This window comes from Kitasatospora sp. NPDC088861 (assembly GCF_044750105.1).
GTDB lineage: Bacteria > Actinomycetota > Actinomycetes > Streptomycetales > Streptomycetaceae > Kitasatospora.
Genome location: NZ_JBIVJF010000057.1, coordinates 1 through 13,269 on the forward strand (window position 1 = coordinate 1; position 13,269 = coordinate 13,269).

Genomic DNA, 13,269 nt, shown 5'->3' on the forward strand with positions numbered 1-13,269 from the left:
GGGGGGCGGCGGTGGGGGGGGGGGGGGCGCGGGGGCGGGCCGGGGGGCCGGGGGGGGGGGGGGGTGGGGGGGGGGGGGCCCCGGGGGGGGGGGCGGGGGGGGGGGGGGGGGCCCCGGGGGGGGGGGCCCCCGCCCGCGCAACTGGTTGGGGAGAGCCAAACGCCCAGCGGCCCGGAGGTCAACGGGCCCGCCTCCGCACTGGCCGATTCTCGCCAACTAACCGAGGGGGAAGGGATATTGGGTGCTGCCGGGCGGTAGCGGAAGGTGCGGGGCCGGCGTGCCCGGCCCCGGCTCCCGGCCGGGGTTAGGGGCGGGTGGTCAGTTGACGGTCCAGACCTGGAGTTGCGAGCCGGTGTCGGGCTGTTGGGTGGTCCGGGCGCCGTCGGCGGTGGACGCGGTGGTGAGGAGCAGGCCGCTCTTCTGGGAGGTGATCCGGTAGCCGCCGGCGGCCGGGGTGAGCTGCCAGCGCTGGTTGCCGCCGCCGGTGCAGGCCCACTGGATCACCTTGGCGCCGGCGGAGGTGGAACCGCCGTCGACGTCCATGCACAGGTGCGACTCGCCGTTGGCGATCTGGTAGCTGCCGTCCGCCTGCCGGGTGAACATCCAGGTCTGGTTCGGGCCGCCGTTGGGGGCCCAGGTGACCAGTTGGGTGCCCTGGGCGGTGGAGTGGCCGGGGTCGTCGAGGGCCTTGCCGGCGGCGGTCAGGGTGTGGGTGCCGTCCAACGGGGGGTTGGGCGCGGTGCCGGTGGCGGTCAGGGTGAGGGTCTGCTCGCCGGGGCCGCGGGTGCCGCCGACGGGGTTGCCGGTGGTGTCGGCCCAGCTGCGGGTGGGGGTGGTCTCGGTGGACCGGCTGTTGGTGGAGGAGAGGCCGAGGACGAGTCCGCTGTAGCGGTTGACCAGCTTGAACGTGCCGGTGGCGGTTCCGTCGGCGGACTTCCCGGGGATGACGAACCACTGCTGGCCGACGGTGGGCCCGCCCGGGCCGGCGGCGGTGGCGGTGGGGCGGGCGCCCCAGGCGCGGCCGGCGGTGGCGGTGGAGTCGACGCCGAGCAGGCGGCCGGTGGCGGCGTTGGCGATCCGGTAGGAGCCGTCGCCGTTGGTGGTGAAGCTCCAGGCCTCCAGGTCGGAGCCGGTGCCGGCGGCCAGCGAGGTGGTGGCCGGGCCGCCGGCGACCTGGGCGAGGAGCCGGCCGTCGGCGTTGCCGATCCGGTAGTTCCTGCCGGGGTCGACGGGGGGAGCGGCGGGCGCGGAGCCGTTGATCGTCACGTCCACGTACTCGCCGGACGCGCCGTTGGAGCAGCCGAAGGCGCAGTACGAGCGGAAGGTCCTGCCGACGACGGTGCTGTTGGTGCGGTTGGCGCTGTCGAGGAACCAGCGGTACCAGGACGCGGTGTGGTAGCCGCCGGTGTCGCCGATCGGCACCCACTTCTGGCTGGCGAGGTCGGCGGTGGCGTAGTACTGCTGGGGCGCCGAGCCGCTCTGGTCGACGGCCTGCGGCTCGGCGATGTACAGCCCGAGGTAGGCGTTGTAGGTGATGTCCATGACGAACAGCGGTGAGGTGGGGGGCATCGTGCCGGCGGCGACCTGCTGGGCCACGGTGCCGGTGTTCGCCGGGTCGTACTCGTCGGCGACCGGGGTGTAGCCGGTGGGGTGCGCGGAGTCGGCGGGCACCAGGTTGCTCTCCTGGCCGCCGGTGCCGGGCTGCGACCACGCGCCGTCGTACCACTTCTGCCACGAGTCGGGTGCCATCTTGGCGGCGATCGGGGCCCGGGCCACGTGTTCGTGGAAGGCCTTCCAGCTGCCGCCCTTGTCGACGATCCGCGAGCCGTAGAAGACGTAGAAGTAGCCCGAGGCCGTGTCGACGAAGAGGCGTTGGTCGCCGTCCCCGTAGTCGAAGGTCTGGTTCGGGAAGGCCGCGGTGTCGCCCCGCTGGGTGCTGTAGGGCGAGGTGATGGCGTGGTCCTTGATGGTCCACGTCCGGCCCTGGTCGCTGGAGACGGCGTAGTCGATGGCGTCGAAGTGGAGGCCGTCGCCGAAGGGTTGCGGGGTGAACTCGTTGTGCACCAGCCCGTACCAGTCGCCGGTGTCCGGGTCGACCCAGATGCCGGAGAGGTCGCAGTAGTTCTTCTGGGCGTAGCCCGACCCGGCGGGCGCGGAGGTCGAGGTCAGGCCGGTGGGGCTGTTGTTGCAGCGCCAGGTGGTGTCGTTGTTGCGGTCCTGGGGGTTGGCGGGGTTGACGGCGTTGCTGAGCGCGCTCGACCGGGTGGCGGAGTCGAAGTCCGTGCCGGTGAAGAAGTCCCAGTACCGCGGGTCGTTCGCGCCGTAGAGCGCGGCGGACTGCTGGAAGTAGAAGGTGCCGTCCTTGTCGGTGTACGGGACGGCGGGGGTGTCGGTGGGGTGGGCGTAGCCGACCGGCTTGCCGACGCTCACGGTGTACGGGGCGGTTGACGGGGCGCCGGCCGGGGCGCCGGCCGGGGCGGCTGACGCGGACGGGGCGAGGCCCGCGCTCAGCGCCAGGAGCGCGGGGGCGAGGACGGCGGCGAGTGCTCTGCGGGGTGGGGCGGACACGAGGTCTCCTTCGGTGCTGCACCGTCGGGGCGGGGGTGGGCGGTGCTTCTCGGGCCCGCCGGTCGTCGTTGGGGGCGCGACCGCCGAGGCCGGCGATGGCATGCAGTATCCGGCCCTCTTGCGCGCAACTGTCAACACCTCTGAGCAACAAATTGCGCAGACGGGTTCCATGGAGTGCTTGAAGATGCTTGAATCTGGCCAGAAAGAAGCAGGTATCAGCAACTATTTCATGGAGGTGGCCGATGGCGACCCATGTCGAGGCCGAGATCGCCAGCCAGCCGGACTGCTGGCGCCGCGCTGCGGAAGTCGCCGCGGCGGAGTGCACGGCGCTGCCGGAAGCCGGTGAACGGGTCGCGGTGATCGGCTGCGGGACCTCGCTGTTCATGGGCCAGGCGTACGCCGCCATGCGGGAGTCGAGCGGACAGGGCGTCACGGACGCCTTCGCCGCCTCCGAGTTCCCGGGCGTCCGCTCGTACGACCGCGTGATCGCGCTGACCCGCTCCGGCACCACGACCGAGGTCCTGGCCCTGCTGGAGCGGGTGCGCGGAAAGGTCCGCACCGCGGCCGTCACCGCCGACCCGCGGACGCCGGTGATGACCGCGGCCGACGACATCGCCGTGCTGGACTTCGCCGACGAGCGGTCCGTGGTGCAGACCAGGTTCGCCACCACGGCGCTCACCCTGCTGCGGGCCCACCTGGGCCTGCACACCGAGGCGGTGGAGGCCGACGGCCGGGCGGCCCTGGCGGAGCCGCTGCCCGAAGGCCTGGTGGACTGCACCCAGTTCACCTTCCTCGGCACCGGCTGGACGGTCGGGCTGGCGAACGAGGCCGGCCTCAAGCTGCGCGAGGCCGCGCTCGCCTGGAGCGAGGCGTACCCGGCGATGGAGTACCGGCACGGCCCGATCAGCATCGCCGCGCCGTCCACCGCCACCTGGATGCTGGGCGCCGCACCGGCGGGCCTGGCCGAGCAGGTCCGGGGCACCGGCGCCCGCTGGATCGAGGGCCGGCTCGACCCGCTCGCGGAACTGGTGCGCGTCCACCGGCTGGCCGCCGCGCTGGCCGCCGCGAAGGGCCTGGACCCGGACCAGCCGCGCAACCTGACCCGGTCCGTGGTGCTCGCCGACTCATGACCGATCAGCCTCGGCTCACGACCGGCCGGCGTCAGCCCGTGCCCGACCGGCGTCTGGTCGTCGCCGTGGACGTCGGCGGCACCGGCATCAAGGCAGCCCTGCTGGACCGGGAGGCGGCCGTCCGGCACCAGGTGCGGCGCGCCACCGGGCGCGAACGGGGCCCGGAGGCCGTCGTGGCCACCGTCGTCGACCTGGTCGCGGACGTGCGGCGGGAGGCCGGGCGGCAGGGCGCGGAGGTCGACGCCGTCGGCCTGGCCGTTCCCGGCATCGTCGACGAGGCCACGGGGACGGGCGTGTACTCCGCCACGATCGGCTGGCGGGACGTCCCGTTCCGGGAGCTCGTCGCCGAGCGCACCGGCCTGCCCGTGGCCGTCACCCACGACGTGCGCGCCGGCGGCGTGGCCGAGGCCCGGCTCGGAGCCGGGCGCGGCGAGGAGCGCTTCCTGTTCGTCCCGGTCGGCACGAGCATCGCCGCCGCTGTCATGACCGGCGGCCGCGCCCTGCCCGGCGCGCACCACCGGGCCGGGGAGATCGGCCACCTCGTGGTGCGCCCGGGCGGGGAACCGTGCGCCTGCGGGGCCCGGGGCTGCGCCGAGACCTACGCCTCGGCGGCCGCCGTGGCGCGGCGCTACACCGAGGCCACCGGCCGGCCGGCCCCCGCACCGGAGGTGGCGCGGCTGGCCGCCGAGGGGGACCGGGCGGCCGGCGCCGTCTGGCAGGAGGCGGTCGACGCCCTGGCCGACGCCCTGCTGACGGTCGTCCTGGTGCTGGACCCGCCGCTGGTCGTCCTGGGCGGGGGCCTCGCCGAGTCCGGCGACCTGCTGCTCGCCCCGCTGGCCGCCGCGCTGGCCGCCCGCGCCCGGATCCAGGTCGCGCCGCGCCTGGTGCCCGCCGCGCTCGGGGACCGGGCCGGCTGCCTGGGCGCCGGACTGCGCGCCCTGGACGCGGCGGCCGGCCGCGCGGCCCCGGAAGGGAGCCCGGCGCCGTGATCGTCACCGTGACCCCGAACCCCGCCCTGGACATCACCTACGGCGTGCCGGCGCTGCGCCCGCACACCAGCCACCGGGTGGCCTCCGTCCACGAACAGGCCGGCGGCAAGGGCGTGAACGTGGCCCGGGTCCTGCACGGCCTCGGCCGGCCCACCACCGCCGTCCTGCCGCTCGGCGGGCCCACCGGCGCGGTGCTGCGGGCCGACCTCGACCGGGCCGGCATCGCCTGCCTGGGCGTTCCGCTCGCCGCCGGCACGTCGACCCGGCGCACTGTCGCCGTGGTCGACGCCGTCGACGCCACCGTGCTGAACGAGCCCGGACCGGAACTCTCCGCCGAGGACTGGACGGCCCTGCGCACCGCCGTCCGCAGCCTGCTCCCCACCGCCCGGGCCCTGGTGCTGTCCGGGAGCCTGCCGCCGGGCCTGCCGGGCGACGCCTACGCGGACCTGGTCCGCCTCGCCCACGCGCAGGGCGTGCCGGTCGTCCTGGACGCCGACGGCACCGCGCTCACCGGGGCACTGGCGGCCGGGCCCACGGCCGTCAAGCCGAACGCGGTCGAACTGCGCCGCGCCACCGGCATCGCCGACCCGCTCCGCGCGGCACACGCCCTCGTCGACGCCGGCGCCCGGGCGGTGGTCGCCTCGCTCGGCCCCGACGGACTCCTCGCCGTCACCCCGGACGGCAGCTGGTGGGCCCGCCTGCCCCCGGAGGCCGACGTGCGGGGGAACCCGACCGGCGCGGGGGACGCGGCGGTCGCGGCGCTGGCCGCGGCCCTCGCCGACCGTGCGCCGTGGCCGGCGGCGCTGGCCCACGCGGTGGCCCTGTCGGCCGCCGCCGTCCAGGCCCCGTACGCCGGCCGGTTCGACCCGCAGGCCTACCGCGGCCACCTCCCGCTGGTCCGGGTCACCCCGGCCGCACCCTCCGCGGGCTCAGCCCCTTCCGACTGAACAGCCCCACCCGACAGGAGAGTTCATGCCCCTGGCAGCCACCGGCGGCCTCGTCGCCCGGGCCGCGGCCCGGCACGGCGCCGTCGCCGCCTTCAACGTCATCACCCTGGAGCACGTCGAGGCCGTCGTCTCCGCCGCCGAGACCGCCGGCACCGCGGTGATCCTCCAGGTGAGCGAGAACGCGGTGCGGTTCCACGGCGGGCGGCTGGCCCCGCTCGCCGCGGCCGCCGTGCGCTGCGCCGAGCCGAGCACCGTCCCGGTGGCGCTGCACCTGGACCACGTGAAGACCGGCGTCCTGCTCCGCCAGGCCGCCGAATGCGGGTTCAGCTCGGTGATGTACGACGCCGCGCACCTGCCCTACGCGGAGAACGTCGCCGCCACCCGCGAGGCCGCCGTCTGGGCGCACGGCGCCGGGCTCTGGCTGGAGGCCGAACTCGGCGAGGTCGGCGGCAAGGACGGCCGGGGGCCGCTGGACGCCCACGCACCGGGAGCCCGCACCGACCCCAAAGAAGCGCGGCGCTTCGTCGAGGAGACCGGCGTGGACGCCCTCGCCGTCGCCGTCGGCAGCTCCCACGCGATGACCTCCCGCGACGCCAGGCTCGACCACGACCTGCTCGCCGCCCTGCACGCGGCCCTCGACGTCCCGCTCGTCCTGCACGGCTCCTCCGGGGTCCCCGACGACGAACTGCGCCGCGCCGTCCACGGCGGCATAGCCAAGGTCAACATCGGCACCGCCCTGAGCATCGCCATGACGACCGCCGTCCGGTCCCACCTGGCGGCGGACGAGCGGGGCGTCGACCCCCGCGCGTACCTGGCCGCGGGCCGCGGGGCGATCACCGAGGCCGTCGGCCGGCTCCTGCCCGTCGTCGCGGGAACCGCCGGATGACCGCGCCCCGGCCGACACCGTCCCCCGAACCACCCCCTCAAGGACCACTCATGCTCCAGATCGACCGGACCGGGTTCACGCTCGACGGGCGCCCCCTGCGCCTTCTCTCCGGCGCCCTGCACTACTTCCGCAGCCTGCCCGGGCAGTGGCCGCGCCACCTGCGGATGCTGCGGGCGATGGGGCTCAACACCGTGGAGACGTACGTCCCCTGGAACCTGCACGAGCCCCGTCCCGGCGCGTACGACTTCACCGGCATCGCCGACCTGGAGGCCTTCCTGCGGGCCGCCGCGGACGCCGGACTGCACGCGATCGTCCGCCCGAGTCCCTACATCTGCGCCGAGTGGGAGAACGGCGGCCTGCCCTGGTGGCTCCTGGCCGAACCGGGCGCGGCGGGCCGCGGCCTGCCGCTGCGCACCAGCGACCCGCGCTTCCTGGCCCACGTCGACCGCTGGTACGACACGCTGATCCCGATCCTGGCGGCGCACCAGACCACGCGCGGCGGAAACGTCCTGATGGTCCAGATCGAGAACGAGTACGGCTCCTACGGCACCGACCGGGCCTACCTCGCCCACCTCGCCGACGGCCTGCGCGCCCGCGGCATCGACGTCCCGCTCTGCACCTCCGACGGGCCGGAGGACTTCTTCCTCACCGGCGGCGCCCTGCCCGGTCACCTCGCCACCGTCAACTTCGGCAGCCGCGCCACCGAGGCCTTCGCCGAGCTGCGCGGCCACCGCCCCCAGGACCCGCCGATGTGCATGGAGTTCTGGAACGGCTGGTTCGACCACTGGGGGGAGCCGCACACCACCCGCCCGGCCGAGGACGCCGCCGCGGCCCTGCGCGAGATCCTGGCGGCCGGGGCCTCCGTCAACCTCTACATGGCCCACGGCGGCACCAACTTCGGCACCTGGGCCGGCGCCAACACCGCCGATCCGCGCACCGGCCGGGGCTACCAGCCGACCGTGACCTCCTACGACTACGACGCCCCGCTGGACGAACGAGGCGCCCCCACGGCCAAGTTCCGGGCCTTCCGCGAGGTCCTGGCGGCGTACGCGGACGGCCCGGTGCCGGAGCCCGAGGAGCTCCCGGCCACGCTGCCGGCGTGCCGGGTGGAGCTCGACCGGTCCCTGCCGCTGGCGGACGTGGTGGACCACCTGTCCACCGGCGAGGTCCGCTCCGCCGTCCCGCTCTCCTTCGAGGAACTCGGCCTCCCGCACGGCCTCGTCCGCTACCGGACCACCATCCCCGGCCCGCGCGCGGAATACCCGCTGACCGTCGAGGGGCTCGCCGACCGGGCCCACGTCCGCGTCGACGGCACCCACCTCGCCACCCTGGAACGCGACGTCGAGCACGAGCCCCTGCTCGTCCCGGTGCCCGGCGGCGGTGCCCGGCTGGAGCTGCTGGTCGAGTCGATGGGCCGGGTCAACTACGGCGCCGGGATCGGCGACCGCAAGGGGATCGCCGGGGCCCTGCACACCCAGCAGTACCTGCACGGGTGGACGGCCGACCCGATGCCGCTGGCCGACGGGACGCCGGACCGGCTCCCCTGGGGCACGGCCGGCGCCCCGGCCGCCGGCCCCGGCGCGGCCTTCCACCGCGGCGCCTTCGAGGTCGCGGAGCCCGCCGACGGCTACCTGGCGCTGCCGGGCTGGGGCAAGGGCTACGTCTGGGTCAACGGCTTCCTGCTGGGCCGCTACTGGGACCGCGGACCGCAGTGCACGCTCTACCTGCCCTGGCCGGTTCTGCGCAGCGGGACGAACGAGATCACCGTCCTCGAACTCGACCGGTCCGGCGAACCCGCCGTGCACCTGGTGGCCCGGCCCGACCTGGGCTGACACCCCGTGCACCCGGCCCGTCGCCCGGCTCTCCGCCCGGCTCTCCGCGCGACGGGCCGTGTCGAAACCGAGACCGCTTCGTGCTCCGAAGCTCTAGGAACCTGCTCGATATTGAGCAATACTCATCCGAACTGCGCACCATAGAGCAGGGGGTGGTCCGATGGGCACGCGACCACCGACACCCGGACCGGGCCAGGGCCAGGGCCAGGAGCCGGACCAGGATCCGGCCCCGGAGCCGGCCCGGTGAGGAGGCCGCCGACGCGCGGCGGCACTCCCGGCCGGCCCCAGAACCTCCGGAACCCGGACACCCCTGCCGACCCCCACCGCACCCCCACCTCCACCCCCACCGCACCGCACCCGCTCGCGCCAGCCGCCGTCCACCCGACGCCGTGCCGCGATGGCCGAGGGCCAGTACACGTAAAGGACGAGATCCTCATGGCGAAGACACGAATCCGCACCCGCCTGCTGGCCGCCGCCGCCACGCTGCCGCTGCTCACCGGCATCGCGGCCTGCGGATCGGGCGGTGACGGCGCCTCGGGCGGCGGAGGCTCCGCCGAGGTCACGTTCTGGGGCTGGGCGCCGGGCTACGAGGAGGCGGTGGCCCAGTACAACGCGGCCCACCCGGACGCCAAGGTCAAGTTCGAGAAGATCGTGTCGGGCAGCAAGGGCGGCTACGCCAAGATCTTCGCGGCCGTCAAGGCCGGCAACGCCCCCTGCCTGGCCCAGGTCGGCTACGAGTCGCTGCCCAGCTTCGTCGTGGAGGGCGCCGTCCAGGACGTCAGCGGCGAGGCCGGGCAGTACCAGTCGCAGTACGGGGACGGCGCCTGGAACGCGGTGAAGGTCGGCGGCCAGGTGTACGGCATCCCGGTCGACGTGGGCCCGATGGCGCTCTACTACCGCACCGACCTGTACGCCCAGTACGGTCTGAAGCCGCAGGCGACCTGGGAGGAGTTCGCCGCCGACGCCGCCAAGGTGCACGCCGCCAACCCCAACGGCTACCTGAGCGTGTTCAACCCGGACGACCCGTGGTGGTTCGCCGGCATGTCCGCCCAGGCCGGCGGCAGTTGGTTCGGCACCGACAGCAAGGGCTGGAAGGTCTCGCTCGCGAGCGACCCGGCCACCGCCAAGGTCGCGAAGTACTGGCAGGGCCTGATCGACCAGGGCCAGGTCAAGTCCGAGCAGGGCTTCAGCCCCGACCTCTACAAGGACCTCCAGGACGGCACGCTCGCCGCCTACCCCGGCCCGGTCTGGTTCTCCTCCATCCTCGAACAGAACGCGGCGCAGGCGTCCGGCAAGTGGGCGGTCGCACCGATGCCGCAGTGGCAGGGCGGCGCCAAGTCGGTCGGCAACGACGGCGGTTCGTCCACCGCGGTGGTCAAGGGCTGCAAGAACACCGCCGCTGCGCTGCGCTTCGCCAACTGGATGAGCACGGACGCCGCCGCCGTCGGCACCCTCGTGGACAAGGCCGGCATCTACCCCGCCTCCACCAGCGGCACGTCGGTGCCGGCACTGGCGAAGCCGAGCGCCTACTTCGGCAACCAGCCGATCTTCGACGTCTTCAAGCAGGCGACGGCGCAGGCCCCCAAGTGGAGCTGGGGCCCGACCATGACCCAGACCTCCAGCGACCTCACCGACGCCTTCGGCGCGGCCGTCGCCGCCCACGGCGACCTGACGGGGGCGCTGGGCACGGTGCAGAACAAGACCGTCGACGCGATGAAGTCCAAGGGGCTGACGGTCACCGCCGGCTGACCGGCTCGCCGGCGGACCCCGCGCGGTCCGCCGGCCCGGGCGCGTCCGACCCGTCCGACCCGTCCGACCCGTCCGACACGCCCGAGGGACCGACCACCGCCCGCACGAGAGAGAACCCCAGATGAGCGCAGCAACCCCGGCGGCGCCGGGCCGCACCGCCCCGAAGGCCGCCACCGCACGACGGACGCCGTCCCGCAACCGCGCGGCCCTCGGCTTCCTGGCCCCCTTCGGCCTGCTGTTCACCGTCCTGTTCCTGCTGCCCATCGGGTACGCGCTCTGGCAGAGCCTGTACCGCGTGGAGCGCTCCGGCCTCGGCTTCGGCCCGGCCAGAACGGTCTTCGCGGGGCTCGACAACTACACCGCGGCCCTGGGCGACGGTTCGTTCCTCGCGGGCGTCGGCCGGGTGCTGCTCTTCGGCGTGGTCCAGGTCCCGGTGATGCTCGGACTGGCCCTCGGCCTCGCCCTGCTGATCGACGCCAAGGGCACCCGGCTGCGGAAGTTCTTCCGGCTCGCCTACTTCCTCCCGTACGCGATCCCGGGCGTCGTGGCCACCATCCTCTGGGCGTTCCTCTACCTGCCCGGCACCAGCCCGCTCGTCGCCGGACTGAGGGACATCGGCATCGACGCCGACTTCCTCTCCTCCGGCACCGTCCTGTGGTCGATGGCCAACATCGTCACCTGGACCTGGACCGGCTACAACATGCTGGTCATCCTCTCCGCCCTGCAAGCCATCCCCAGCGAGCTCTACGAGGCCGCCGACCTCGACGGCGCCGGCCCCTGGCGGACCGCCTGGCACATCAAGATCCCGCTGGTGGCCCCCGCCCTGGTGCTGACCGGGATCTTCTCCATCATCGGCACCCTCCAGCTCTTCACCGAGCCGATGGTCCTGCATTCGCTGGCCTCGACCGTCTCCGCCGACTACACGCCCAACATGGCGGCGTACAACGCGGCGTTCGGCACCAACGACTACGGCAAGGCCGCGGCCATCGCCGTCCTGCTGGCCCTGGCCACCTGCGTCCTGTCCTTCACCTTCCTGCGCCTCTCGGTGCGCATCACCGGAAACCGGGTGACCGCATGAGCACCGCCGACCTCCGCCGCCGCCCCGAGACCGCGGGCCCGGCGCGCCGCCGCCCCGCCGGGCCCGCCCGACTGGGTGCCCCCGGCCGCCGTCCGCGCCCCAACGTCCTCGGCACGGCCGTCCTGTTCGTGCTCTCCGCCTACTTCCTGCTGCCCGCCTGGTGGCTGCTGGTGGCCTCCACCAAGAGCAGCAGCGACCTGTTCGGCAGCGGCGGTTTCTGGTTCTCCACCCTCCACCTCGGCGACAACCTGCACGACCTGGCCACCGCCAACGGCGGGCTCTACTTCCGCTGGCTCCTCAACACCGTGCTGTACGCGGGCGTCGGCGCCGCGGCCGCCACCCTGCTCGCGGCGATGGCCGGCTACGCGCTCACCAAGTACCGGTTCCGGGGCCGCGAGGCGGTGTTCAACACGATCCTCGCCGCGGTGCTCGTCCCCGCGCCGCTCCTCGCCCTGCCGGTCTACCTGCTGCTGTCCAAGGCCCATCTGGTCAACACCGTCTGGGCGGTCCTGCTGCCCAGCATGGTCAGCCCGTTCGGCGTCTACCTCAGCCGGATCTACGCCGCCGCGTCCGTCCCGGACGAGATCCTGGAGGCCGCCCGGATGGACGGCGCGGGGGAGTTCCGGATCTTCTTCACGGTGGTCCTGCGGATCTTCTCGCCGGCGCTGGTGACCATCTTCCTGTTCCAGTTCACCACCATCTGGAACAACTTCTTCCTGCCGCTGGTCACGCTCTCCGACCAGAAGCTCTGGCCGGTCAACCTCGGCCTCTACTACTGGAACGGCCTGCGGGACCACACCCCGTACAACCTGGTCGTCACGGGCTCGTTGGTCTCGGTCGTCCCGCTGGTCGTGGCCTTCCTGCTGTTGCAGCGGTTCTGGCGCACCGACCTGACGGCGGGCGGCGTCAAGGCCTGAACCGGGTCCCGGGGCGTGGCCGGTGGATCAGGCCACCCCCGGGGCCCGTCGGCGGTCAGGCCCGCCGGACCCGGACGCCGCAGCCGGTGACGGCCCGCTGCTGTGCCTCCGTCAGGCCGTCGTCCGTCACCAGGTCGTGGACGTCGGAGAGCGGGCAGATCCGGGCGAAGGTGACCTTGCCGACCTTGGTGCTGTCGGCCAGCACGACCGAGCGCGCGCTGCTGCGCAGGAACGCCCGGTCGGTCTGGGCCTCCATCTCGTCGTGCGTGGTGCAGCCCTCCTGCGCCGTCAGGCCGTCGACCCCGATGAAGGAGATGTCCAGGTGGTACTGCGAGAGCATCCGGTCGGCGGCCGGACCGACCAGCTCGTAGCTGGCCGTGCGGGCGATGCCGCCGATCACCACGAGGCGCACCTCGGGGCGGACGATCAGGTCGGCGGCGATGTTCACCGCGTTGGTCACGACGGTGATGCCGGTGCGCTCGGCGAGCACCCGGGCGAGCTCGCTGGTGGTGGTGCCGCCGCTGAGGCCCACCACCGCCCCCTCCGGCACGAGTTCGGCCGCGGCCAGGGCGATCCGGCGCTTCTCCTCCCGCTGCTTCTCGCCGCGGTGGCGCAGCGGCAGTTCGAGGTTGACCGAGCCGGTCACCGCGCCGCCCCGGGTGCGGTGCAGCAGCCCCTGCTCGTGGAGCTCCTGGAGATCGCGGCGCACGGTCGCGGTCGAGACGTCCAGGAGCTCGGCGAGCGCGTGCACATCGGCGCTCCCCGCTTCGGTGACGTGCGAGAGGATCCGGGTGGCGCGATCAGCTTTGAGCATGACGCGATTCTAGCCCGGTCCGGAGCCAAACCCCTGGGTGGCGCCGGGTCGGACTGATTTCGGCGAGCAGGTCGCAGGTCTGGTCGTCCGCTCGAAACTGACTATCATGGCGATGAAACAAGCAACTTCACTCAGTTCTACGGCTGCCCGGAGCAGCGCCGGAGGTGACCGCGTGACCACCGCGGACCGTGACCGTACCGCACTGGCCGGCGCCCGGCTGGTCCTGCCCGGCGGCGTCGTCGAGGGCGGCCACCTAGCCGTCGAGGGCGACCGGATCGCCGGCCTCGGAGGCGAGAGCGAGCCCGGCGACCTCGACCTGACCGGGTACACCGTCGTCCCCGGCTTCGTCGACCTGCACG

At 74.1% G+C, this 13,269-nt stretch carries 10 protein-coding genes and 1 pseudogene; 9 read left to right on the top strand and 2 right to left on the bottom strand.

The features are described from left to right. Nucleotides 1–318: 318 nt before the first annotated feature. Nucleotides 319–2,568, bottom strand: coding sequence for an RICIN domain-containing protein (locus tag ACIP37_RS37305; protein ID WP_400845371.1), 2,250 nt, complete (start codon nt 2,566–2,568; stop codon nt 319–321). Nucleotides 2,569–2,810: 242 nt separating this feature from the next. On the opposite strand from ACIP37_RS37305, the gene ACIP37_RS37310 reads away from it, so the two are divergent. From ACIP37_RS37310 to ACIP37_RS37345, 8 genes are all read left to right on the top strand, one after another. Beyond that, on the top strand, nt 2,811–3,698 hold the full coding sequence (locus ACIP37_RS37310) for an SIS domain-containing protein (protein WP_363586278.1): 888 nt from the start codon (nt 2,811–2,813) through the stop codon (nt 3,696–3,698). Then, nucleotides 3,695–4,687 carry an ROK family protein gene (locus ACIP37_RS37315; protein WP_400845374.1) on the top strand — a complete coding sequence of 331 codons (993 nt, stop codon included), beginning with the start codon at nt 3,695–3,697 and terminating at the stop codon, nt 4,685–4,687. The genes ACIP37_RS37310 and ACIP37_RS37315 overlap by 4 nt, the downstream gene beginning before the upstream one ends. After that, complete coding sequence (locus ACIP37_RS37320) at nt 4,684–5,634, top strand: hexose kinase (protein ID WP_363586280.1); 951 nt, start codon at nt 4,684–4,686, stop codon at nt 5,632–5,634. The genes ACIP37_RS37315 and ACIP37_RS37320 overlap by 4 nt, the downstream gene beginning before the upstream one ends. Before the next feature lie 25 nt (nt 5,635–5,659). Next, complete coding sequence (locus ACIP37_RS37325; RefSeq protein ID WP_363378434.1) at nt 5,660–6,520, top strand: class II fructose-bisphosphate aldolase; 861 nt, start codon at nt 5,660–5,662, stop codon at nt 6,518–6,520. A 50-nt stretch (nt 6,521–6,570) separates the two neighbouring features. Next, a complete protein-coding gene (locus tag ACIP37_RS37330) occupies nt 6,571–8,352 on the top strand; it encodes a beta-galactosidase family protein (RefSeq protein WP_400845379.1) in 1,782 nt (593 codons plus the stop codon). Between the two features lie 435 nt (nt 8,353–8,787). After that, nucleotides 8,788–10,101, top strand: a complete 1,314-nt coding sequence (locus ACIP37_RS37335) for an extracellular solute-binding protein (protein WP_400845382.1) — start codon at nt 8,788–8,790, stop codon at nt 10,099–10,101. A 121-nt stretch (nt 10,102–10,222) separates the two neighbouring features. After that, a complete protein-coding gene (locus tag ACIP37_RS37340; protein ID WP_363378430.1) occupies nt 10,223–11,179 on the top strand; it encodes a sugar ABC transporter permease in 957 nt (318 codons plus the stop codon). Next, the gene (locus tag ACIP37_RS37345) at nt 11,176–12,096 is read left to right on the top strand and encodes a carbohydrate ABC transporter permease (protein WP_363633010.1); all 921 of its coding nucleotides are present in this window, start codon (nt 11,176–11,178) and stop codon (nt 12,094–12,096) included. Before ACIP37_RS37340 ends, ACIP37_RS37345 begins: the two co-directional genes overlap by 4 nt. 55 nt (nt 12,097–12,151) lie before the next feature. Here ACIP37_RS37345 and ACIP37_RS37350 read toward each other — a convergent pair whose 3' ends face one another. Next, a complete protein-coding gene (locus ACIP37_RS37350) occupies nt 12,152–12,910 on the bottom strand; it encodes a DeoR/GlpR family DNA-binding transcription regulator (protein ID WP_363586284.1) in 759 nt (252 codons plus the stop codon). A 172-nt stretch (nt 12,911–13,082) separates the two neighbouring features. Here ACIP37_RS37350 and ACIP37_RS37355 point away from each other — a divergent pair. Further along, a pseudogene (locus tag ACIP37_RS37355) lies at nt 13,083–13,269 on the top strand (N-acetylglucosamine-6-phosphate deacetylase); the annotation flags it as partial.

Coding starts and splice junctions, on each gene's coding strand:
- ACIP37_RS37310 (WP_363586278.1), top strand. CDS start 2,811: ATGGCGACCCATGTCGAGGCCGAGATCGCCAGCCAGCCGGACTGCTGG.
- ACIP37_RS37315 (WP_400845374.1), top strand. CDS start 3,695: ATGACCGATCAGCCTCGGCTCACGACCGGCCGGCGTCAGCCCGTGCCC.
- ACIP37_RS37325 (WP_363378434.1), top strand. CDS start 5,660: ATGCCCCTGGCAGCCACCGGCGGCCTCGTCGCCCGGGCCGCGGCCCGG.
- ACIP37_RS37330 (WP_400845379.1), top strand. CDS start 6,571: ATGCTCCAGATCGACCGGACCGGGTTCACGCTCGACGGGCGCCCCCTG.
- ACIP37_RS37335 (WP_400845382.1), top strand. CDS start 8,788: ATGGCGAAGACACGAATCCGCACCCGCCTGCTGGCCGCCGCCGCCACG.
- ACIP37_RS37340 (WP_363378430.1), top strand. CDS start 10,223: ATGAGCGCAGCAACCCCGGCGGCGCCGGGCCGCACCGCCCCGAAGGCC.
- ACIP37_RS37345 (WP_363633010.1), top strand. CDS start 11,176: ATGAGCACCGCCGACCTCCGCCGCCGCCCCGAGACCGCGGGCCCGGCG.
- ACIP37_RS37350 (WP_363586284.1), bottom strand. CDS start 12,910: ATGCTCAAAGCTGATCGCGCCACCCGGATCCTCTCGCACGTCACCGAA.